This window comes from Methylobacterium sp. C1, assembly GCF_001854385.1.
In the GTDB taxonomy this organism is placed as follows: domain Bacteria; phylum Pseudomonadota; class Alphaproteobacteria; order Rhizobiales; family Beijerinckiaceae; genus Methylobacterium; species Methylobacterium radiotolerans.
In genome coordinates this window covers 2,884,512-2,907,425 of the sequence record NZ_CP017640.1, presented here as the reverse complement: position 1 = coordinate 2,907,425, position 22,914 = coordinate 2,884,512, and the positions used below count along the sequence as shown (strand labels likewise).

Annotated in this window: 17 protein-coding genes and 1 pseudogene; 11 read left to right on the top strand and 7 right to left on the bottom strand. The window is 72.9% G+C overall.

All coding sequences use genetic code 11. The features are described 5' to 3' along the window. The first annotated feature begins 64 nt into the window (after positions 1-64). Positions 65-1,891, top strand: a complete 1,827-nt coding sequence (gene glmS, locus BKE41_RS13410; RefSeq protein ID WP_012319386.1) for a glutamine--fructose-6-phosphate transaminase (isomerizing) — start codon at positions 65-67, stop codon at positions 1,889-1,891. A gap of 166 nt (positions 1,892-2,057) precedes the next feature. Further along, positions 2,058-3,209, top strand: coding sequence for a M20 family metallopeptidase (locus BKE41_RS13405; protein WP_012319385.1), 1,152 nt, complete (start codon positions 2,058-2,060; stop codon positions 3,207-3,209). 195 nt (positions 3,210-3,404) lie between these two features. On the opposite strand, the gene BKE41_RS13400 is transcribed toward BKE41_RS13405, so the two are convergent. The 5 genes and pseudogenes from BKE41_RS13400 to BKE41_RS13380 all read right to left on the bottom strand — a co-directional run bounded on the left by BKE41_RS13400 (position 3,405) and on the right by BKE41_RS13380 (position 10,393). Continuing rightward, a complete protein-coding gene (locus BKE41_RS13400) occupies positions 3,405-4,535 on the bottom strand; it encodes a serine hydrolase (RefSeq protein WP_070999554.1) in 1,131 nt (376 codons plus the stop codon). 141 nt (positions 4,536-4,676) lie between these two features. Further along, positions 4,677-5,665 (bottom strand): annotated as a pseudogene (locus BKE41_RS13395) (FAD:protein FMN transferase). After that, complete coding sequence (locus BKE41_RS13390; protein ID WP_070999553.1) at positions 5,662-7,761, bottom strand: 4Fe-4S binding protein; 2,100 nt, start codon at positions 7,759-7,761, stop codon at positions 5,662-5,664. The pseudogene BKE41_RS13395 and the gene BKE41_RS13390 overlap by 4 nt, the downstream one beginning before the upstream one ends. 392 nt (positions 7,762-8,153) lie before the next feature. Further along, positions 8,154-9,161 carry a YVTN family beta-propeller repeat protein gene (locus tag BKE41_RS13385; RefSeq protein ID WP_042670208.1) on the bottom strand — a complete coding sequence of 336 codons (1,008 nt, stop codon included), beginning with the start codon at positions 9,159-9,161 and terminating at the stop codon, positions 8,154-8,156. After that, positions 9,158-10,393 carry an ABC transporter substrate-binding protein gene (locus BKE41_RS13380; protein WP_012319380.1) on the bottom strand — a complete coding sequence of 412 codons (1,236 nt, stop codon included), beginning with the start codon at positions 10,391-10,393 and terminating at the stop codon, positions 9,158-9,160. The genes BKE41_RS13385 and BKE41_RS13380 overlap by 4 nt, the downstream gene beginning before the upstream one ends. 216 nt (positions 10,394-10,609) lie before the next feature. Here BKE41_RS13380 and pedF point away from each other — a divergent pair, with 216 nt between their 5' ends. From pedF to BKE41_RS13335, 9 genes are all read left to right on the top strand, one after another. Beyond that, positions 10,610-11,038: a cytochrome c-550 PedF gene (gene pedF, locus BKE41_RS13375; RefSeq protein WP_012319379.1), complete on the top strand. Its 429-nt coding sequence runs from the start codon at positions 10,610-10,612 to the stop codon at positions 11,036-11,038. A 10-nt stretch (positions 11,039-11,048) separates the two neighbouring features. Then, entirely contained in the window at positions 11,049-11,909 is an 861-nt protein-coding gene (locus BKE41_RS13370; RefSeq protein ID WP_107645304.1) for a transporter substrate-binding domain-containing protein, read from the top strand. A 347-nt stretch (positions 11,910-12,256) separates the two neighbouring features. Continuing rightward, a complete protein-coding gene (locus BKE41_RS13365) occupies positions 12,257-14,026 on the top strand; it encodes a PQQ-dependent methanol/ethanol family dehydrogenase (RefSeq protein WP_029360935.1) in 1,770 nt (589 codons plus the stop codon). Between the two features lie 174 nt (positions 14,027-14,200). After that, complete coding sequence (locus tag BKE41_RS13360) at positions 14,201-14,860, top strand: response regulator transcription factor (protein ID WP_012319376.1); 660 nt, start codon at positions 14,201-14,203, stop codon at positions 14,858-14,860. Between the two features lie 357 nt (positions 14,861-15,217). After that, positions 15,218-15,721, top strand: a complete 504-nt coding sequence (locus BKE41_RS13355) for a MarR family transcriptional regulator (RefSeq protein WP_024829988.1) — start codon at positions 15,218-15,220, stop codon at positions 15,719-15,721. Then, on the top strand, positions 15,718-17,790 hold the full coding sequence (locus tag BKE41_RS13350; protein ID WP_012319374.1) for an FUSC family protein: 2,073 nt from the start codon (positions 15,718-15,720) through the stop codon (positions 17,788-17,790). The genes BKE41_RS13355 and BKE41_RS13350 overlap by 4 nt, the downstream gene beginning before the upstream one ends. Continuing rightward, on the top strand, positions 17,787-17,996 hold the full coding sequence (locus BKE41_RS13345; protein ID WP_012319373.1) for a DUF1656 domain-containing protein: 210 nt from the start codon (positions 17,787-17,789) through the stop codon (positions 17,994-17,996). Before BKE41_RS13350 ends, BKE41_RS13345 begins: the two co-directional genes overlap by 4 nt. Continuing rightward, a complete protein-coding gene (locus BKE41_RS13340; RefSeq protein ID WP_029360938.1) occupies positions 17,993-18,919 on the top strand; it encodes an HlyD family secretion protein in 927 nt (308 codons plus the stop codon). The genes BKE41_RS13345 and BKE41_RS13340 overlap by 4 nt, the downstream gene beginning before the upstream one ends. Positions 18,920-19,006: 87 nt before the next feature. After that, complete coding sequence (locus tag BKE41_RS13335) at positions 19,007-19,297, top strand: hypothetical protein (protein WP_012319371.1); 291 nt, start codon at positions 19,007-19,009, stop codon at positions 19,295-19,297. Between the two features lie 137 nt (positions 19,298-19,434). Here BKE41_RS13335 and BKE41_RS13330 read toward each other — a convergent pair whose 3' ends face one another. Both BKE41_RS13330 and BKE41_RS13325 read right to left on the bottom strand, forming a co-directional pair. Next, positions 19,435-20,907: an NAD-dependent succinate-semialdehyde dehydrogenase gene (locus BKE41_RS13330; RefSeq protein WP_012319370.1), complete on the bottom strand. Its 1,473-nt coding sequence runs from the start codon at positions 20,905-20,907 to the stop codon at positions 19,435-19,437. Continuing rightward, positions 20,900-22,912 (bottom strand): acyl CoA:acetate/3-ketoacid CoA transferase, encoded by a 2,013-nt coding sequence (locus tag BKE41_RS13325; RefSeq protein ID WP_070999552.1) that lies wholly within the window; start codon positions 22,910-22,912, stop codon positions 20,900-20,902. The genes BKE41_RS13330 and BKE41_RS13325 overlap by 8 nt, the downstream gene beginning before the upstream one ends. Positions 22,913-22,914 lie beyond the last annotated feature (2 nt).

Here is a 22,914-nt window from a genome sequence, read left to right as displayed (position 1 = left end):
GGCGGCCCGGACCTTGCGCAGCGCTGCGCGTAGCCATCCGGGCGCGACAGCGAGAGACACTCCTATGTGCGGCATCGTCGGCATCGTCGGGCGCGACGCGGTGGCGGGGCAGGTGATCGAGGCCCTGCGGCGGCTCGAGTACCGCGGCTACGATTCCGCCGGCATCGCCACCCTGGAGCACGGCCGGCTGGCGCGGCGCCGGGCCTCGGGCAAGCTGGTCAACCTGGAGGCCAAGCTCGCCCAGGAGCCGCTCACCGGCACGATCGGCATCGGCCATACCCGCTGGGCGACCCACGGCCGGCCCAACGAGACCAACGCCCACCCGCACGCCACAGCGCGCCTGGCGGTCGTGCACAACGGCATCATCGAGAATTTCCGCGAGCTCAAGCAGGAGCTGGAGGCCGACGGCGTCGTCTTCGAGACCGAGACCGACACCGAGGTCGTCGCCCAGCTCGTCAGCCGCAACATGGACCGGCAGATGGGGCCGGTCGAGGCGGTCGCCGCCGCCCTGCCGCGGCTGCGCGGCGCCTTCGCGCTGGGCTTCCTCTTCTCCGGCGAGGAGAACCTGCTGATCGGGGCCCGCCACGGGGCGCCGCTGGCGATCGGCTTCGGCGAGGGCGAGACCTACCTGGGCTCCGACGCCCTGGCGCTCGCCCCGTTCACCGACGCGATCACGTATCTCGACGAGGGCGACTGGGCGATCCTGTCCCGGGGCGGCGCGGAGATCCGCGACGCGTCGGGCGCCACGGTCGAGCGCGCCCGGCAGAAGATCGCCACGCAGGCCTACCGGATCGACAAGGGCGAGTACCGCCACTTCATGGCCAAGGAGATCCACGAGCAGCCCGAGGTGGTGGGCCGCACGCTCGCCCACTACGTCGACATGGCGAACGGGCGGGTCATGCTGCCCGAGGCGCTGCCCTTCGACTTCGCCAAGCTCAGCCGCGTCTACATCACCGCCTGCGGCACGGCCTACTATGCGGGCCTCGTGGCCCGCTACTGGTTCGAGCAGGTGGCGCGCCTGCCGGTGGAGATCGACGTCGCCTCCGAGGCCCGCTACCGCGAGGCGCCGCTGGAGAAGGACGGGCTGACGCTGGTGATCTCGCAATCGGGCGAGACCGCCGACACGCTGGCCTCCCTGCGCTACGCGAAGACCCAGGGCCAGCACACGCTGAGCGTCGTCAACGTGCCGACCTCGACCATCGCGCGGGAATCCTCCGTGGTGATGCCGACGCTGGCCGGGCCGGAGATCGGCGTCGCCTCCACCAAGGCGTTCTCGTGCCAGCTCACCGTGCTGCTCTGCCTCGCCATCGCGGCGGGGCGCGCCCGCGGCACGCTCGACGCGGCGGGCGAGCGGCGCCTGGTCGACGGCCTGATCAAGGCGCCGGGCCTGATGGCGGAGGCGCTGACCCACGAGGCGGCGATCGAGGGTCTGGCGCGGGAGGTCGCGAAGGCGCGGGACGTGCTCTATCTCGGCCGCGGCACCAGCTACCCGATGGCGCTGGAAGGCGCGCTGAAGCTCAAGGAGATCAGCTACATCCACGCCGAGGGCTACGCGGCGGGCGAGCTGAAGCACGGGCCGATCGCCCTGATCGACGAGAGCGTGCCGGTGATCGTCATCGCGCCGCACGACGCGGTGTTCGAGAAGACCGTCTCGAACATGCAGGAGGTGGCCGCCCGCGGCGGGCGCATCGTGCTGATCGGCGACGCCAAGGGCGCGGCCGAGCACGGGCTGGACACGCTCGCGACCTTCACCATGCCGGCGCTCGATCCGACGGTGGCGCCGATCGTGTACGCGGTGCCGATCCAGCTGCTCGCCTACCACACGGCGGTGTTCATGGGGAAAGACGTCGACCAGCCGCGCAACCTCGCCAAATCGGTCACGGTCGAGTAGGCGCGGCCGACCAGATCGGCGGATCGTGCGGGCGCGGCGCCGTCCTTGCGAGCGGAGCAACCCAGGGCGGCGCAGCTCTCGCAGTCTGGCGCCGACCGGATCGCTTCACTCCGCTCGCACGGACGTCCGGACCGCACGGTCCCGGCAGCCCGGTATGAGGACCCCGATGACCACACCTGACACCGACGTTCTCCGCTGGCTCGACGGGCAGGAGGGCGCGATGCTGGCGCTCCTCGAGGCGCTGGTGAACATCGATTCCGGCTCCTACGACAAGCCGGGCGTCGACGCGGTCGGCATCCGCATCGCCGAGTTCCTCGCCGGCCACGGCATCCCGGTCACGACGATCCCGGTCGACGGCTACGGCGACGCGCTGAAGGCGAGCGTGGCCGGGTCCGGCGGCGGCAACCGGCCGGTCGTGCTCATGGGCCACCGCGACACCGTCTTCCCGAAGGGGGAGCCGACGCGGCGGCCGTTCCGGGTCGCCGACGGCCGCGCCTACGGGCCGGGCGTCGCCGACATGAAGGCGGGCCTCGTGATGAACGCCTTCGTGCTGGCGGCCTACCACCGGGCCGGCGGCGCGCCGGTGCCCCTCGTCGGCCTGTTCACCAGCGACGAGGAGATCGGCTCGCCGGCCTGCCGCCCGATCATCGAGGAGACCGCCCGGGGCGCCCGCGCGGTGCTGAATTCCGAGCCGGGGCGGCCGACCGGCAACGTCGTCACCGGCCGCAAGGGCGGGGTGTTCATGCACCTCGAGGTGCTCGGCAGGGCTGCCCATTCCGGCGGCAACTACGCCGACGGGCGCAGCGCCATCCTGGAGCTCGCCCACAAGACCGTCGCGCTCCACGCGCTCACCGACCTCGACCGCGGCACCACGGTGAATGTCGGCCTGATCTCCGGCGGCCAGTCGGTGAACACCGTGGCGCCGCGGGTCACCTGCGAGATCGACCTGCGCTACGTGACCCCGCCCGACCGCGAGGCCGCCATGAGCCGGATCGCGGAGATCGTGGCGGGATCGACGGTGCCCGACACCACCGCGCATCTCACCATCAAGGGCGAGTTCCTGCCGCTCGTGCAGGACGAGGCCTCGCGGGCGCTGTTCGAGACCTACGCCCGGGTGAGCGCGGACGGCGGCCATCCCGTCACCGGCGAGTTCGCCGGCGGCTGCGCCGATTCGGGCTTCACCGCCAGCGTCGGCTGCCCCACGCTCTGCGCCGTGGGCCCGGTCGGCGGCAAGGCCCACTCGCCCGAGGAGTACCTGGAGGTGGGAAGCCTCGTGCCGCGGGCGCGCGCGATGGCCGAGACCATCGCGGCGCTCTGACGGCGCAGAGACCGACCATCGCCGGCCCGGCCGCGCCGTAGCGGTCGCCGTCTCCGGGCGGACGCCGCGGCGCCGGACGCGCCTGTCCGTTCGAGGCGCAGGCGGCGGCCGGGATATCGCGGCCGGCCGCCAGATGCGGCCGGTGCTCAGGAGCTTCGTCGATCACGTCCGGGGCCGCTAGCGCCGCCGGCCCGCCTACGGGCGCAGGGCCGCGACGAGGCGCAGCAGGAAGCCGTCGACGGCCGTCTTGTCGATCCAGCGCAGGACCGCGACGAGGTCGTGCTCGGGATCGCACCAGATCACGTTGTTGCCCGCCCCGAGGGCGCTGAAGGCCGAGGCCGGCAGGTGCGGCTTGGCGGCCGCGCCGCGGTTCAGCCACCAGAGGTAGCCGTAGCTGTCGAGGGTCGGGGACGGCGTCAGCATGGAGCGGATCCAGCGCTCCGAGAGGAGCTGCCGCCCGTTCCAGGCGCCTCCGCGGGCGATGAGGAGGCCGAAGCGGGCGTGGTCGTCGGCCCCGATGAACAGGCCGCCGCCCCAGTGGCCGCCGCCGGGGACCGACTGGACCCGCGCGCCGGCGACCGCGACCCAGGCCGTCCCGTAGCCGTGCCACGCCCAGTCGCGGGAGGCGCCGATCGGGTCCATGATCCGCTCGCGGAGCACCTCCGGGAGGGCCCGGCCGAAGCGGCGCATCAGGCAGTACGACAGCAGGTTCACCCGGACGTCGTTGTACTCGTAGTAGGTGCCCGGGCGCCGCAGCGCGCGGGCCTCGCCCTTGCGGCTGTTGTCGGCGCCGGGGCCGATCTGCCGGAAATGGTCGACCTGATCGGACTTGCCGAACAGCGTGCCCTGCCACTCGCTCGATTGCTGCAGGAGGTGGCGCCACGTGATCGCGCCGTTGTGCGGGCCGTCGAGCAGCGGGTCGGGGACGCTGTCCCGCACCGGCGCGTCGACGTCGGGGATCAGGCCGTCGTCGTGGGCGAGGCCGGCCAGGACCGCGAGATAGCTCTTGGCGATCGAGAAGGTCATGTCCGGGCGGGCCGTGTCGCCCCAGGTGGCGACGCGCCGGCCGCGCTTCAGGATCACGCCCGCCGGGCCGCCCCGCGGACGCACCGGCCCGTCGATGGCGCTCCAGGGCCCGGTCTCGTTCCACTCGACGATCCCGACGTAGCGCCCGTCGGGATAGTACAGGCCGCGCGGCCACGCGCTCTCGTGGGCCTCCGCGAAGCCGACCGCCTCCGCGAGCCGCCCGGCATCGAGCCCCGCCGCTTCCGGGTCCTGTCCCGCCCAGTCATCCGTCGGCCAGTACGGCCCGGTCACTTCGGTCACGCGCGTCTCCTGACGGTCCTCTCCGGTGCGGACGCATGCAGGGCCCGCGCCGCGGATCGGACCCTCCGTAGAGCCATCGCCGCCGCGGGGGCAGGGCGCGCGGCGCGGTTCCCCCCGCCCCGCGCGCCCGAGACGGCTGGGTCAGCCCTTCCCGGTGAAGCGCACGGCGCAGCCCGGACGGGCCGCGACGAGATCCGCGCCGCGCGCGGGGCCGAGGACCATGCAGGCGGTCGAGAGCCCGTCGGCGACGAGCCCCGTCGGCGCGGTCACCGTCACCGACGACAGGGCGCGCGGCGACCGGCCGGTCGCCGGATCGAAGATGTGATGGTCCGCGCGGTCGTCCGAGAAGCTCATGTTGTAGTCGCCCGAGGTCGCGGCGAAGCCCGTGAACGGCGCGAGGACGGCGGCGACCTCGCCGGGGTGGCGGGGATCGGCCAGACCGAGGCGCCAGGGCGTGCCGTCCGGATGCGCGCCGGCGGCACCGAACTCGCCGGTATCCACGAAGGCGTCGGCGATGCCGCGCGCCCGGAGCGCCGCCATGACCTGGTCGGCGGCGTAGCCCTGGATCAGGGCGTTCAGCGTCAGGGCCGTCCCGGGCTCCAGGACGATCCGGTCCGTCGCGACCCGCACGCGCCGCCAGCCGACCCGCGCCAAGGCCGCCCGCAGGGCCTCCGCCCCGGGGCGCTCGCCGCGGGCGGCCGCGCCGGCCCAGACCGGCCAGAGCGGCTGGACGGTCGGGTCGAAGGCGCCGCCGGTCTCGGCCGCGAGGGCGAGCGCGAAGCGCAGCAGGGCGACGAGGTGCGGGTCGGGCGCTTCCAGGGACCCGTCCCGGTTGAGACGGGCCAGGGCGCTGTCGGCCCGGAACAGGCTGGCGGCCGCCTCCACGGCGCGCATCGCCGCGAACCCGTCGCCGGGGCGCGCCTCGATCGCCGACGGGTCGGGTCCCGCGGCGGTGAGCGCCCGGTGGTGCCGAAGGCGAGGCCGGCGCGGTGGCGCAGCGCCAGCCGCCGACGCCGCGCGGCGGCGCGGAGCGCCGCGACGCCGCGAGCGCGGCAGCCCCGCGGCACCGACGAGGAGCCCGCGCCGGGCGGCGCGAAGCGGGCCGGCGCGAAGCGGACCGGCGCGCTCATCCGACGGTCACCGGCCGGGGCGCGGCGCGGCGGCCCCGCTTGCGCGCCACCACCTGCGGCACGCACTGCCCGGGATCGTGGATGATCGTCACGCACTCCATGCACTGGAAGCACTCGGCGTAGTCGACCCGGCCGGAGGGCGCGATGGCGCCGTAGCGGCAGCGGACCTTGCAGAGCTGGCAGGGCGAGCCGCACTCCGCCCGGCGCGGGATCCAGTCGAGGACGCGGACCCGCCCGAGGAGGGCGAGGGCGGCGCCGAGCGGGCACAGGTAGCGGCAGAAGCCCTTGTAGACGAAGAGGTTGAGCACCAGCAGCCCCGCCGCGTAGGCGACGAACGGCCACGCCCGGACGAAGTACAGGGTGACGGCGGTCTTGAACGGCTCGACCTCTGAGAACGTGTCGGCGAGGGGCGACCCCGCCGCGGCCGCGCCGAGGATGCCGGCCAGCACGACGTATTTCAGCGACCGCAGCGCCCGGTCGAGGCCGGGCGGCACCGCGACCGGGCGGATGCGCAGCGGCCGGGCGAGCAGCGCCACGAGTTCCTGCAGCGCGCCGAAGGGGCAGAGCCAGCCGCAGAACGTGCCGCGCCCCCAGGCGACCAGGGCGGCCAGCGCGAAGGCCCAGAGCACCAGCGAGGGCGGGTCGTAGAGCAGGAAGGCGAGGTCGTGGGTCGCGGTGGCGGCCCGCACGAGCCCGACGAGGGTCACGATCGACAGCTGCGCCTGCGCGTACCAGCCGACGAAGCCGAGGGTCAGCGCCAGGAAGCCGAGGCGGAAGAGGGTGAAGCGGCGCTGGTCCGCCACCAGCCCGCGCTGGCGGCTCAGGACCGGCACCAGCACGGCGAGCATCAGGCCGATCAGCGCGAGTTCGGGCGCCCGGGCCCGCCAGGGGTCGGTCCAGCTCGGCCCTTCATCGGGCCGGACCCGCGTGAACAGGTCGGCGGGCAGGGCGGTCTCGACCGTGAAGGTCCGGGCGATCTTCTCGGACAGGATCTGGCCGCGCTCGCGGACGATCGTCTCGGTCAGCGCCCAGGGCGCGGACGGGTCGAAGCCGGCGGCCTGGTCGATCCGCAGGACCGTCCAGGGGCCGGACGGCAGCCCCTCGGCGAGGCCGGCCTCGCGGCGCTCCACCGCCATGTCGCGCGCGTTCACGATCAGGCCGCCCTGGCCGATCGCCAGCCGGTCGGGGACGGCGCCCAGCACGAACCGGTCGCCGACCGGGTTCTCGGGCGCGTCCTCCGGCCCGGCGCTGACCACCATCACGGCGTGGTTGCCGGGGCCGAGCTCGCGCATCAGCGCGTCGTAGCGCGACGGACCCAGAAGGTTGCGGCCGATCGAGGGCGGGTCCAGGACGGCGACGTACAGGTCGGTCAAGGCGGCATCGGGCGGCCCCTCGGACGGGTCCGCCACGCCGGTGCCCCGGAAGGCCGCGGCGGCGTCCGCGTTCGTCACCGTCAGCCGCCGGACCCAGCCGCGCGCGAGAAGGTCGGCCAGGGACAGGGGCTCGTAGCGGTCCGGCCGGGCCTCGACCTTGAGGCCGACATTGGCCGCCCCGAAGCCGAGCTTCGCGCGGGCGACCGCCAGCGCCGAGGCCAGGATCGACTGGTTGATCACCCGGGTCGAGGCGGTGGCCATGGAGATGCCGTCGACGGTGGTCTGGGGCGCTGCGCCGGCGGCCCGCGCGTTCGGGCGCCCGACCCGGATCGCCTGCCGGGCCGAGAGGCCGGCATACTGCTCGACGAAGGCGAAGAGCGGCTCCGGGCCGAGGCCCTCCAGGAAGACCGGCTCGTGGTGCGAGAGCACCGTCACGTCCCGGAAGGTGCCGTCCGGGGCGAGCGCGATCAGCAGGTCGGGCGGCGTGCCGCCGAAGCCGGGGATCGGCGCGAGGTCGACGGATTCGAACGCGTAGGCGAAGACCTCGTAGGAGCCCGCCTGCTGCTTCAGGATCGGCCAGACCGGGAGCCTGTCGTCCTTCTCGCCGACCACCAGCGGGGGCGGGAAGTGGCGTTCGACGCCCGCGCGATCGAGCTGGCCGGCCCGGGCCGGAAGGGTCGGCAGGAGCAGGGCGAGAAGGAGGAGCGCGGCTCGAAGGAGCATATCCGCGCCTCGAGCCACTGCGGTTCGGGACGCGAGCGGGCGCGGAGACGCCACGCTCCGCAACGACTGGGCCTTCTCCCTGTCTCCGCCCCTGGCCGCGTCGGTCACCCATAGGGGTCGCGCACCGACGCCGGCGGCAGTGCGCGACGGGCCCCCTCTCCCGTGCCGGAGAGGGTCGGGGTGAGGGACGAGGAGTTTCAGGATGGAGCACGGTCTCGACCCGCGGTCGCCTCGCGCCTCGTCCGGACGGCCCTGATCCCTCACCCTGTCCCTCTCCCGCACGGGAGAGGGGACCCGAGTGTCCTTCGGCGCCGCTGTGGCCCAGCCCCCAGTGTGAATCCGGAAGCCTCCAGCGAGGGAGGCGGATGCCTGGGTCCGCGTCGGCCAGACTGTCACGGCACCGCACCGGCGGCGCGTCCGTCCGTCGCCTGCGCCGAAGGCATCGGCCGCGCCGCCGCACCCCAGGGGAAGCGGCCGACCTTCACGGTCTTGATCGGCCGGAACGTCGCGGCGTCGATCACCGTTACGTCGCCGGAGACGCCGTTGGTGGTGAAGAGCCGCGTGCCCGCCGCGTTGAGCGCGAGCTGCCACACCCGGCGGCCGACCAGGATGTAGCTCTCGACCCGGTAGGTCGCGGTATCCACCACGGCGACCCGGTCGGACGGCCCCAGCGCCACGAAGGCGTGGCGCCCGTCCTTCGACATCTGGATGCCCACCGGCTGGATCCGGTCGGCCGCGATCCCCTTCACGGCGAACGCGATCGTCTCGATCACCTTGCGGGTGGCGACGTCGATCACCGACACGGTGCCGCCGATCTCCGAGGACGCCCAGAGCCGGGACCCGTCGGCCGTGAAGGCGGCGAAGCGCGGCCGCTGCCCGACCGGCGTCGCGTCCACGGCCGCGAGCGTCCGCGTGTCGATCCAGTGGACCATGTTGGTGGTCTCGGAGGTCGTGACGGCCGTGCGCCCGTCCGGGCTCACCGCGACACCCTCCGGCTCGATGCCGACGTCGATCTGCGCCAGCACCTTGCGGGTCTGCGCGTCGACCACCGTGGTGGTGGCGTTCTCCTCGTTGGCGATGAACAGGGTGCGCCCGTCGGGCGCCAGGGCGAACTGCTCCGGGTCCTCGCCCGAGGGCAGGTTGTGCCGGACCTGCCCGGTCTCCGGGTCGATCACCTGCACGGCGTCGGAATCGCTGGCGCAGACGTAGAGGGACCGCCCGTCCTGCGAGAAGGTCAGGCCGCGGGGCCGACGGCCAACCGGGAAGGTGCGCAGCACCTCCAGGCTGTCGCCGTCGATCACCGAGACGGTGTTGTCGCGCTCGTTCGAGACGTAGATCTCCTCGGCCCGCGCGGGGCCCGCGAGGCAGAGGAGCAGCGCGAGGGCGGCGAGCCGGCTCATCCGGATGTCCCTGAGAAGGCGCGGCAGGCACTCTCGGGCTCGTCGAGGCCGAGCGTGTCGAGTTCCGTGCGGTGGTGGAGGAAGCCCTCGATCGGCGCCGTCGCGGTGACGGCCCCCGGCCAGAGCAGGAAGACCGGCTGGCGCAGCTGCCCGTCCCAGGCGCGGAAGCTCAGGGGGCGCCCCTTGAAGCCGCCGATCTCGAAGCCGGGCGCCGTCAGCGCGGCGCGGACCGTCGCGGGGTCGGTGCTGCGCGCCTTCACGGCCGCCTCGCCGACGGCGTGCACCGCCATCCAGCCGGCCCAGTCGACGGGCCGCATGGCGCGGCCGGCGAGCTTGCGGAACCGGCCCTGGAGCTGGACGGCGGCCCAGGCCTCCACGGCCCGCCCCCAGGCGGCCGGCGCGAGGCCCTGCGTGCCGACCAGGGGCCGGGGCGAGGCGGTGTTGTAGTTGAGGCTCGCGCCGAACGCGCCGGCCTCGTCGGCCACCGCGACCACGTCGTGCTCGGGCCCGCGGGTCGGCAGGGCGAACTCGCGCAGGGCCGTGTCGCGGACGTCGCCGCCCTGCGGGTCGTAGCGCGACTCGGCGACGATCCGCGCGCCGAACTTCCTGGCGCTGCGCCGCAGCGCCTCGGCGAAGAGCGCGTCCTCCGGCGCGGGACCGGTCACCAGCAGGATCCGGGACCAGCGCTTGAACGCCAGGAACTGCACCAGCGCGTCGGCCAGCATGGCCCGGGACGGCAGGACGTGGAGCAGGTTCCGGCGGCAATCGGCGTCGCGCAGGCGCGTGTCCGGGGCGCCGATGTTGAGGATCACGCTGCCCTTCGCCTCCGGCAGGTCGGCGAGGGCGAGGACGTCGGCGGCGGGCGCGTTGAGCACCACGAAGCGGCGGTCGGCGAGGTCCCGGAAGGCCTGGCGGATGTCGTCGCCCGGTTCGACGACCGCGGTGCCGAGGGCGAAGCCGAGGCCGAGGAAGCGGCCGGTGGCGTTGGAATCCCTCAGGCCGAGTTCCGCGCCCTTCGCGCCCTCGTCGTCGGGGACCGGGTCCTCGTTGTTCAGCGGCGCCGGCCGCTCGACCCGCCGCTCCAGGTAGTGAATCGTCAGGGGCGGCCCCGCCGGCGCGGGCGCGGCCCGCGCCTGGGCGACCGGCGCCAGGGCCGCCAGCACGACGGCGAGCCGCAGGCCGGCCCATGGCCCGCCGCGCATCCCGGGCCGCCGCGCACCGGAGGACACCATCCCGCCCGTCTCCTCCAGACCCGCGGTTCTCGTCGTTGGCCGGGAGTCTAGGAGCCGAGTTGCGCCCTCGGATATTGGACCAAGGTGCACACACGGATTTTGATGCGGCGCAACACAAGTCGTGGGCGGCGCTATTCTCGCGGATCCGTACCAAAGCATAATGGGTCCGCCGCCCGGTACTTGCTAACCGTCGTGCAACGACGACGGGAGGGGCGGATGCGCACGATGAAGACGGCGGCGGGCGGCGTGCTCGCGGCGCTGGGACTGGCCCTGGCCGCCGGCGGCGCCCTCGGGCACGGCGACGTCCAGCCCCAGCCGGTCAACACCGACGGCCTGAAGCCGCTGGGCACCGAGTGGGTCGCCGAGAACCCCTACAAGGGCGACAAGCACGCCATCGCGATCGGCGCCTCGGGCTTCAACCAGAACTGCGCCCGCTGCCACGGCCTGGAGATGATCTCCGGCGGCCTCGCCCCGGACCTGCGCTACCTGCCGCAGGGCAAGGAGGGCGACGAGTACTTCGTCGAGCGCATGAAGCACGGCGCCGTCATCAACGGCGTGACCAAGATGCCGGCCTTCGAGGGTGTGATCTCGCAGGAGGGCCTGTGGGCGATCCGGAGCTACATCGAGTCGAAGCATGAGGAATAGGCCCCCCGCGATGGGCCGGCGCCCCCTCCTGCTCGGGCTCTGCGGCCTGCTCCTGGCGGCGCCGCTCCCGCCGGCGGCCGCGGCGCGCCCCCTCGACCAGGTCACGGCCGACGGGACGCTGCGGGTGGCGGTCTACGGCGACAACGCGCCGTTCTCCGAGGAGACGGCGGGCGAGCCCCGCGGGATCGACGTCGATCTCGCCCGCGCGATCGCCGAGACGCTCAAGGTGAAGCTCGACCTGCGCGTGGTCGATGCCGGCGAGAACGTCGACGGCGACCTGCGGCTGAACCTGTGGCGCGGCGACCTCGCCGGCACGCCGCTCGCCGACCTGATGCTGCACGTGCCCACCGACCGCCAGCTCGCCCTGCGCAACGAGCAGGTGTTCTTCACGGCGCCGTACTTCGAGCAGGAGATCGCCTTCGCCTACCGGAAGGGCGCGCTGGAAGGCTTCGACAGCCTCGACGACATCGGCGACAGGAGCGTCGCGCTGGAGGGGACGGGCGCCGCCGACCTGATGCTGCTGACCGCCCAGGGCGGCCGCTTCCGCCCGAACCTGAAGCACTACAAGAGCTTCGAGGAGGCCGCGAAGGCCTACCTCGCCGGCGAGGCGCCGATCCTGGCCGGAACCCGCGCGGCGATCGAGGCGGCCCTGTCCGCCGCGAAGGCCCCCAAGGACGACAACCCCGTCGCCACGGTCCCCTCGACGGGGCTGGTGAAGACTCGCTGGGAGATCGGCGGCGCGGTGCGGACCGATTCCCGCGACCTTGCCTACGCGGTCGGGGACGCGATCACGGCGCTGAACGCGGACGGTCGCCTCAAGGCGATCTGCGAGACCTACGGCGTCACCTACACGCCGCCGAAAGGGTACTGAACGCCTCCGTCTCGGCGAGCGGAGCGAAGCGATCCAGACAGCGCGCCGTCTCGGGACGGTGCGCCGCCCTGGGTCGCCTCGCTGCGCGCGCGATGACGGCAAGGGCGAACATCAGATTTCCCGAACGGGATGTCCGGCAGATCCGCGCGAATTCGGGCGTCGATCTCGCCGAATACATTGCATCCGCCAGTCCGCAGAACGGCCTCATTGGACCAATGGCCAATAAGACTTTCCTGAGAACAGCGATAGCCTCGATCTCCAAGGGGGCGCCCCGCGACTCGTGCGGCCCGCGTCGAAACCCGGATGCCCCGGCCACACGGACCGGGGCCGACCACGGAGGACACGTCATGAGAATGCGGACCCGGTTCCTCGCCGCGGTGGGCGTCGCCGCCCTCGTGGCGGGCGGCGCCCTGCCGGCCATGGCCCAGGGGGTGACCGAGCAGGACATCATCAACGACGCCAAGACCCCCGGCGACGTCGTCACCTACGGGCTCGGGCCGCAGGCCCAGCGCTTCAGCCCGCTGAAGACCCTCAACCGCGACAACATCAAGGGCCTCGTCCCGGCGTGGTCGTTCTCGTTCGGCGGCGAGAAGCAGCGCGGCCAGGAGAGCCAGGCGCTGGTCAAGGACGGCATCATCTACGTCACGGGCTCGTACTCGCGCATGTACGCGATCGATTCCCGCACCGGCGAGAAGAAGTGGGAGTACGACGCCCGCCTGCCGGAGGGGATCCTGCCCTGCTGCGACGTGGTGAACCGCGGCGCCGCGCTCTACAAGGACAACGTCTACTTCGGCACGCTCGACGCCAAGCTGGTCGCGCTGAACACCAAGACCGGCAAGGTGGTCTGGCGGAAGGAGATCGACGACTTCAAGGCCGGCTACAGCTACACGGCCGCCCCGATCATCGTGAAGGGCAAGATCATCACCGGCGTGTCGGGCGGCGAGTTCGGCGTGATCGGGCGCATCGAGGCCCGCGACGCCGAGACCGGCGAGGTGGTGTGGAAGCGGCCCGTGATCGAGGGCCACATGGGCGAGCTCAACGGCAAGCCCTCGACCATGACCGGCAAGGTCAACGAGACCTGGCCGGGCGACATGTGGAAGTTCGGCGGCGGCGCCACCTGGCTCGGCGGCACCTACGACCCCGAGACCAACCTCGTCTATTTCGGCACCGGCAACCCGGGCCCGTGGAACTCCTGGCTGCGGCCGGGCGACAACAAGTGGACGTCCTCGCGCCTCGCCCTCAACCCCGACAACGGCGAGATCGTCTGGGGCTTCCAGACCACCCCGCACGACGGCTGGGACTTCGACGGCGTCAACGAGTTCGTGCCGTTCGACCTGAACAAGGGCGGCAAGACCATCAAGGCCGGCGCCACCGCCGACCGCAACGGCTTCTTCTACGTCCTAGACCGGACCAACGGGAAGTTCATCTCGGCGACGCCGTTCGTCGAGAAGATCAACTGGGCCAAGGGCATCGACGAGAACGGCCGCCCGATCTACAACGAGGAGAACCGGCCCGGCGACCCGAGCAAGGCGACCGGCGACGACAAGAAGGGCAAGTCGGTCTTCGCGGTGCCGAGCTTCCTCGGCGGCAAGAACTGGATGCCGATCGGCTACAGCCCCGACACCAAGCTGTTCTACGTGCCCTCCAACGAGTGGGGCATGGATATCTGGAACGAGCCGGTGAACTACAAGAAGGGCGCCGCCTATCTCGGCGCCGGCTTCACCATCAAGCCGGTCTTCGACGACCATATCGGCTCGCTCAAGGCGATCGACCCGACCTCCGGCAAGGTCGTGTGGGAGTACAAGAACAAGGCCCCGCTCTGGGCCGGCGTGCTGACCACCGCGGGCAACCTCGTCTTCACCGGCACCCCGGAGGGCTTCCTGAAGGCCTTCGACGCCAAGACCGGCGAGGAGGTCTGGAAGTTCCAGGTCGGCACCGGCGTGGTCTCCTCGCCGATCACCTGGGAGCAGGACGGCGAGCAGTGGGTCGGCGTCGCGGCGGGCTGGGGCGGCGCGGTGCCGCTCTGGGGCGGCGAGGTCGCCAAGTCCACCGCCGGCATCAACCAGGGCGGCAGCTTCTGGGCGTTCAAGCTGCCGAAGACGGTGGCGTCGCGCTGAAGGCCCTCAACCGAAAGCGTGCCGGCCCCCGCGGGCCGGCACGCCCAGGCTCCGGGGCAGGGCGGTCGTCTCAACACCCGCTTGCGCCCCGGGGCCGCATCGATCACCTTCGGCCCTCCCGCCCGCGATTTCGGCGGATCCTGTGAGGATCTCGAGCGAAGGACCGAGGTCTCCGTGCATCTCCTGATCGTCGACGACCACCCGCTGTTCCGCGACGCCCTGGCGGCCACGATCCGCCTCGCGCACCCGGACGCGGTCCTGCACGAGGCCGACGGGATCGAGGCGGCCTGCGCGGTTCTGGCCGCCAACCGCGGCATCGACCTGACGCTCCTCGACCTCTCGATGCGGGGCGTGACCGGCTTCGACGGGCTGATCACCATCCGGGCGAGCTTCCCGCGCATCCCGATCCTGATCGTCTCCGGCCACGAGGACCCGCGCATCGTCCGCGAGGCCCTGCAGCACGGGGCGGCGGGCTTCGTCCCCAAGGCCATGGACAAGGCGACGCTGACCCGGGCAATCACCGAGGTGATGAGCGGCGCCCTGTTCCTGCCGCCGGGGCTCGCCGAGGCCGGCGCGCCCGCGCCCCGGAGCAAGAAGGCGCCGCTGCCGGAGCGCCTCGCCCGGCTGACGCCGCAGCAGTTGCGGGTCCTGATGATGATCCGGCAGGGCAAGCTCAACAAGCAGATCGCCCACGAGCTCCAGGTCGGCGATTCGACCGTGAAGGCGCACGTCTCCGAGATCCTGCGCAAGCTCGAGGTCATCAGCCGCACGCAGATCGTGATCGACACGGCGTCCCTCGATTTCGATCAGATCCACAACAGCCACTCGGCCTGACGGCGCGGCTGCGGGACCGGGAAGCTCCTGACCGGCGGCCCCACGCTCCACCCCATCTTGAGGTGCCGGAGCGCAGCGGAGGCCCCGCAGGAGAGCTCCAGCCGCCGCGCTCCCCGAAGCCCTCCGTCGAGGCCCGCCGACGCGGACACCTCCGGACGCGGGGAGGCGTCGGAACGTCCGGTCCGCCTCGGTATCGCCACGCATTCCGCCGACGCCGGATTGGCACGGAAAAGGTGCACACCTATTCGTCCGACGCAACTCTGATGGCGCGAAACGTCACCCGATCCGAATCAGTATGATGCTATCTATCAGCATGCGAGCTGATTGATCCGGTCTTTCCACCGGATCCTCGCGTGGATGGATCAGGTAGTGACCGGCATCGACGATCCGAGGACGCGCGAGCGGCTGCAGCAGGCCTTCACCCACGCCCTCCTGACCACCGGCCGCCACTGGCGCCGTGCCGCCAACACGGTCGCGGAGGCGCACGGCCTGTCCGACGCCACCGCGCACCCGCTGATCATTATCGGCCGGATGGAGGAGGAGCCGCGCCAGAACGTCCTGGCGGAGGCCGTCGGCATCGAGGGCCCCTCGCTCGTCCGCCTCATCGACCAGCTCGCCGCGGCCGGGCTGGTGGTCCGCCGCGAGGACCCGTCCGACCGCCGCGCCAAGGTGCTGGGCCTGACCGCGCGCGGCCGACAGGTCTTCGAGCGGATCGAGGCAGAGCTCTCGACCCTGCGCGCCCGGGTCTTCGCCGAGGTCGACGGCGCGGATCTCGAGGCGAGCCTCCGGGTCTTCGCGGCGCTCCAGCGCCACGGGCGGGAGGCCGCCGCGGCCGCGCGCGAACCGGAGGCGGTGCCGTGATCCTCCCCGGATGGCGCGACTGGGCCTTCGCGCTGAAGACCTACGCGGCGGCGATGCTCGCCCTGTTCCTCGCGCTCTGGATCGACCTGCCGCGGCCCTACTGGGCCCTCGGCACCGTCTACATCACCAGCCAGGTTCTCTCCGGCGCGACGCGCGCGAAGGCGGTCTACCGGGTCTGCGGCACCGCGCTCGGTGCGGCGGTGAGCGTCGTGCTGGTGCCGAACCTCGTGAACGAGCCGATCCTGCTGAGCCTCGCGGTGGCGCTCTGGGTCGCGCTCTGCCTCTACGTCTCGCTCCTCGACCGCACGCCCGCGAGCTACCTGCCGATGCTCGCCGGCTACACGGCGGCGCTGATCGGCTTCCCCGCCGTCGACGATCCCGGGGCGATCTTCGACACGGCGGTGGCGCGGGCCGAGGAGATCTCCCTGGGGATCGTCTGCGCCAGCCTCGCCGCCACGCTGATCCTGCCGCAATCGGCGGCCCCGCTGATCGTCGCGCGGCTGGACCACTGGTCGGCGGAGGCCCGGGCCTGGATCCGGAGCGCCCTCGCGGCCGCCCGCGCCCCGGAGGTCGCCGGGCCGAGCCAGGGCCGGCGCCTGCGCCTCGCCTCGGACGCGCTCGGCCTCGACGCCCTCGGCCTCGCCCTGCGCAACGAGGCGTCGGGCGCGGAACGCGCCGCGGAGGCCTTCGCGCCGCTCCGGCAGCACATGCTGATGGTCCTGCCGATCGTGGCGGCCGTCGCGGACCGCGTCGCCGCCCTCGAGCAGGCGGGCGCGCTGCCGGCGCGGGTCCGGGCCTTCCTGTCGGACCTCGCCGTCTGGCTCAACGACGAGACCGGGGATGGGGCCGGCGATGGGGCCGGGGATCCGGACCGCGCCGCGCGGCTGCGCGGCCGGATCGACGGGTTCGAGCCGGCCCTCGGCCGGACTCCGGACTGGAACACGCTCCTGCTCGCGAGCCTCGCGGTGCGCCTGCGCGACGTCGTCGACCTGCGCCAGGACCTGCGGGCGCTCCGCGGCCACCTCGCCGCCGGCACCGCCCCCCGGGCGCCGCTCGCCTTCGCCTACACGGCCCGGGTCCGCTCCATCCGCCACCGGGACCACGGGCTGGCGGCGTTCTCGGCCTTCGGGGTGTTCGTGGGCCTGCTGGTCTGCTGCGCGATCTGGATCACCACCGGCTGGCCGGACGGCTCCGCGGCACCGATGATGGGCGCGGTCGCCTGCTGCCTGTTCGCCGCGCAGGACGATCCCGCGCCGCAGATCCTGAGCTTCACCAACTCGGCGATCGTCGGCGCCCTCGGCGCGGCCCTCTACCTGTTCGCCGTGCTGCCGCTCGCCACCTCCTTCGAGATGCTGGCCCTGGCGCTGGCGCCCGCCCTGATCCTGTGCGGCCTGATGATGACGCAGCCGCGCACCACCCCGATGGGCATGGGCGCGGCGCTGAACGGCGCGACGCTGCTGGCGCTCCAGAACGGCTACAGCGGCGACTTCGCGCCCTTCGCCAACGGGGTGATCGCCTCGGTGGTCGGCATGTGGGTCGGCGCGGTGGTCACCCGGCTGATCCGCTCGGTCGGCGCCGGCCGGAGCGCCCGGCGGCTGGTGCGGATCAACCGGCAGAGCCTCGCGGCCGCCGCGGCCGGGCGCGGCGCCGGCCACGGGCTCGAGCTCGCGGCCCTGATGCTCGACCGCGTCGGGCTGATCGCGCCGCGGCTGGCGAGCCTGCCCGCCGACATGTCGGCCTCCGTGGGCGACCTGCTGGCCGATGTCCGGGTCGGCATCAACCTCGTGGAGGTCCGCCGGGTGCGCCGGCGGCTGACGGGACCGGCCCGGAGCGCCGTCGACCGGGTGCTGGCGCTGGCGGCGCGCCAGCTGCGCGGCCGGATTGGCCGGCCGGATTCGGCGCTCCTGGCGGCCCTGGACGACGGACTGGACGCCGTCGCGGGCGCGGCCCCGTCGCCGGAGCGGCGCGCCGCCCTGATCGGCCTCACCGGCCTGCGCCGCGGGCTCTTCCCCGACGCGCCGGCCTACCGGGCGGCGCCCGCGCTGCCCGACCGGGAGATGGCGGCATGATGGGCGAGATCGACCTCTACGGCGTGTTCGTGCCGGGCCTCGCGCTCTGGATGGCCGTCGCCTTCGCGCTCAGCCTGCCGCTGCGCCGCCTGCTGGCGGCGACCGGCTTCTACCGCCTCGTCTGGCACAGGCCGCTCTTCGACCTCGCCCTCTACGTCGTCCTGCTCGGCGGCGTCGTGACCCTCGCCCACCGGATCCTGCAATGACCGCCCTGTTCTCCACCCTCGGCCGCCTCCTGGTCACCCTCGGCATGGTCGCCGCGGCGCTGATCGTCGGCCTCGGCCTGTGGGACTACTACATGGACGCTCCCTGGACCCGGGACGGGCGCGTGCGCGCCGACGTGGTGGCGGTGGCCCCCGACGTCTCCGGCCTCGTCACCGAGGTGCTGGTCGAGGACAATCAGGTCGTCCGGAAGGGCGACGTCCTGTTCCGGATCGATCCGGACCGGTTCCGCCTCGGGCTGCGGCAGGCGGAGGCGATGGTGCAGAACCGCAAGGCCACCGCCGAGCAGAACGCGGCCGACTACGCCCGCTACAGCAGGCTCTCCGACGCGGCGGTGTCGCAGCAGAAGGTCGAGGCCGCCAAGGCCGCCGACCTCTCCGCGGAGGCCGCCTACGAGCAGGCCCTGGCGGATCGCGACCTCGCCAAGCTCAACCTGGAGCGCTCGGCGGTGCGCGCCTCGGTCAACGGCCGGATCACCAACATGGAGCTGCGGCCGGGCGCCTACGTCACCACGGGCCGCGGGGTCATGGCGCTGATCGACAGCGATACCCTGCGGATCGAGGGCTACTTCGAAGAGACCAAGCTGCCGCGGATCCGCGTCGGCGCGCCGGTGACGGTCCAGCTCATGGGCGAGGACGGGGTGCTCAGCGGCCGCGTCGCCAGCATCGCCGGCGGCATCGGCGAGTCGGGCCGCAGCGACGCCGCCAACCTGCTCGCGAACGTGAACCCGACCTTCTCGTGGGTGCGCCTCGCCCAGCGCATCCCGGTGCGGATCGCCCTCGACGGCGGCACGGCGGATCCGCGGCTGGTGAGCGGCCGGACCGCGACGGTCTCGATCGCGCCGGCGGCCGGCGGGGCGGCGCTGCGCTGGCCCTGGACGGCGTGGCGCGAGGCGCTCGCCCGCTGACGGCGCGCCCGAACCATCCTGGCGCCCCCGAGTTGGCCTGACACGACAGCGCGACGTCAGCAGCGCACCGTCATGTCAGGAGGTCCCATGTCGAAGACGATCCTCGCCCTCGCCACGTCCGTCGTTCTCGCCACGTCCGGGGCGGCGCTCGCCCAGGCGCCGCAGACCGGCGGCGCCAACCAGGGCAACGTCAACAAGTCCGGCGCGGTGGGCGGCACCGGGACGGGGGCCGGGTCCATGGAGAGCACCGGCTCCACCGGCGCCGGCACGGCGCCCGGCACCAGCGGCGGGCCGCGCGTCAGCACGCCGGGCGCGCCCGCCGGCAGCAGCTCGGGCAACGCCGCCACGGGCAGCGGAGCGGCGCCCAGCGGGCGGTAGCTCCGCCGACGCGTCCTGTCCGGGCGCGTCGGTGCGTCGGGCTTGCCCGGCTCCCGGCGCGCCCCTCCGGGTCCGGGCTCGCCTGCGGCGCACCGGGAGGACGCTGCGCGAACGGGTCGAGAGCGCCGGGGCGGGCGTCAGCCGCCCAGCCCGCCCACGCACAGGTACTTGGTGTTGAGGTAATCCTCGATGCCCTGGTACGAGCCCTCGCGGCCGAGGCCGGATTCCTTCACGCCGCCGAAGGGCGCCACCTCGGTGGTGATGATCCCCTCGTTGATCCCCACCATGCCGTATTCCAGCGCCTCCGCGACCCGGAAGGTCCGGCCGAGGTCGCGGGTGTAGAAGTAGCAGGCGAGCCCGTACTCGGTGTCGTTGGCCATGCGGATCGCCTCCGCCTCGTCGCGGAAGCGGAACAGCGGCGCCAGCGGCCCGAAGGTCTCCTCCCGGGCCACCGCCATGGCGGGCGTGGCGCCGGTGATCACCGTCGGCTCGAAGAACTGGCCGCCGAGCGCGTGGCGGTGGCCGCCCGCCACCACGCGGGCGCCCTTCTCGACGGCGTCGCGGATATGGGCCTCGGTCTTCTCCACCGCGGCCATGTCGATCAGCGGCCCCTGGGCGACGCCGTCCTCGACGCCGTTGCCGACCTTCAGGCGGTTGGCCGCCTCGGCCATCTTCTCCGCGAAGGCGTCGTAGATCCCGTCCTGCACCAGGAACCGGTTGGTGCAGATGCAGGTCTGGCCGGAATTGCGGTACTTGGCGAGCATCGCGCCGGCGACCGCCCGGTCGAGATCGGCGTCGTCGAACACGATGAACGGCGCGTTGCCGCCCAGCTCCATCGAGACCTTCTTCACCGTGCCTGCTGCCTGCTCCAGCAGCACCTTGCCGACCTCGGTGGAGCCGGTGAACGTGATCTTCTTGACGAGCGGGTTGCCGGTCATCTCGCCGCCGATGGCGCGGGCCGAGCCCGTCAGGATGCTCACAACCCCGGCCGGGAAGCCGGCGCGCTCGCACAGCACGCCCCAGGCGAGGCCCGAGAGCGGGGTCTGCGAGGCGGGCTTGATCACGATCGGGCAGCCGGCGGCGAGCGCCGGGGCGATCTTGCGGGCGATCATCGAGGACGGGAAGTTCCACGGCGTGATCGCCGCCACCACGCCGACCGGCTCCTTGGTGACGAGGATCTTGCGGTCGCCCCAGGGGGAGGGGACCACGTCGCCGTAGACGCGGCGCGCCTCTTCGGCGAACCACAGCACGTAGGCGGCCGACATGGCGACCTCGCCGCGGGACTCGGTCAGCGACTTGCCCTGCTCGGCGGTGAGGATCTGCGCCAGATCCTCCTGATGCTCGGTGACGAGCGCCGCGAGCTTGCGCAGCAGCACGGCGCGCTCGTTGGCGGTCTTGGCGCGCCACGCCGGGTAGGCCTCGTGCGCCGCCTTGATCGCCTGGCGGGTCTCGTCGGCGCCGGCATTCGGCACCTTGGCGATCAGCGCGCCGGTCGCCGGGTTGGTGACGTCGATGCTGCCGGAGCCGGCCTTCGACCATGCGCCGCCGATCAGGCAGGCATCGACCAGCAGGGCGCGGTCCTTCAGGGAGGGGGTCTCGAACTCAGGCATCCAACGGTTCCTTCGGCGGCCGCGGCATGTCGGTCTGGGACATGCCGGGCCGGGGCTTGAGAGGCACGCTCTGGGCCGTATTCCTCGCCTGCGCCTCGGCTCTTGTCTCGAAGACATGGGGAGCCAGGTCGCGGCTCGCCAACGAGGCGCCGAGTTTCAGTCGCAAGAACGCGCTCGTGGTATACCGGGACGCGGTCTCGTAATAGCGGTTTTCGAGATAGGCGATCGCCGAGAAGTACGCGTCGCTCACCGTCGGGTCGATCTCGAAGCCGTCGTAATTCGCGATGAGGTGGACCTTCCGGCCGATCTCCTGGCAGGCGCGCTCGTATTCGCGGCGCACCAGCTCGACGTCGTCGATGGTCCGGACCTGGAAACCCTCGAGGTTCGAGAACAGGATGTTGCGCTCCGGGTCGTAGCTGATCCGCTCCGACAGCGAGAGTCCGAGCAGCCACGGCTCCAGCGCCATCACGGACTCGCGGAACAGGCGCGGATCCATCGGCCGCGGATCCTGCACGATCGGGGTGAAGCCCATCTGCCCGAGGATGTCCCGCGCGATGTCGATCCCCGGCGCCACCTCGACCAGCTCCATGCCGGCCCGCGTCCGCCGGAACACGCAGCGCTCGGTCACGTAGAGCACCGGCTGGCCGCGCTCGGCCGCGTAGGCCCCCGAGAAGGTCACCTGCTCCACCGCGGCGATGAATTTCCGCGAGCGCCCCTCGCTGAGGATCCGGATGCCGCCGTCCTCGACCGCCACCTTGAGGCCGTCGGCCGTGAAGGTGCCGGCGAAGACGAGGCTCTTGGCGTTCTGCGAGATGTTGATGAACCCGCCCGCGCCCGCGAGCCGCGTGCCGAACCGGCTGACGTTGACGTTGCCCTCGGCGTCGCACTGGGCGAGGCCCAGGCAGGCGAGATCGAGGCCGCCGCCGTCGTAGAAGTCGAACTGCTGGTTCTGGTGCAGCACGGCGGCCGGGTTCAGGGCGGCGCCGAAATCCAGCCCGCCCTGCGGCAGGCCGCCGATCACGCCGGGCTCGGCGGTCAGCGTCAGGTATTTCAGCACCCGCTCCTCGGCGGCGACCGCCGCGACGCCCTCAGGCATGCCGATGCCGAGATTGACCACGCCGCCCGGCGGCAGCTCGAAGGCGCAGCGCCGGGCGATGACCTTGCGGGTATCGAGCGCCATCGGGGCGATCCGGTCGAGCGGCACGCGCTGTCGGCCCGTGAAGGCGTGGTTGTACGGCGTGCCGTAGGTCTGGCGGTGGTTCTCGGGCGTGCTGAGCACCACGCAGTCGACCAGCACGCCGGGCACCTGCACCTCCCGCGGGTTGAGCGAGCCGGCCTCCGCGAGCCGCTCCACCTGGGCGATGACGAAGCCGCCGGAATTCTTCGCCGCCATGGCGGCGGCGAGGTTGTCGAGGGTGAGCGCCTCGCGCTCCATGGTGATGTTGCCGGCGGGGTCGGCCGTGGTCCCGCGGATCAGCGCGACGTTGACCGGGAAGGCCTTGTAGTGGAGCCAGGTCTCGCCGCCGAGCTCGACGACGCTGACGAGGTCCTCCCGGGTCACGGCGTTGAGCTTGCCGCCCTCCAGCCGCGGGTCGACGAAGGTGCGCAAGCCCACCTTGGTGATGTGGCCGGGGGTGTGGGCGGCGATCTCCCGGTAGAGGTGCGAGACCACGCCGAGCGGCAGGTTGTAGGCCTCGATCTCGCCCGCCACCGCCATGGCGCCGAGCTTCGGCACGAGCGCCCAGTGGCCGCCGACGACGCGGCGGACGAGGCCCGGTATCGCCAGGCGGTTGAGGCCGCGCTCCTTGCCGTCGCCGGGGGCGGCGGCGAACATCAGGCCGAGCCCGTGCGGGCCGGCGCCGGATTCGAAGCGGCGGGCGAGCGCCAGGATCAGCTCGTCGGGCGTGCCGATCCCGACGAAGCCCGACACCGCGACCATGTCGCCGTCCTGCAGGATGGCGGCGGCCTCGTCGGCGCTGACGATCTTGTTCTTCAGGCTGCCCATGC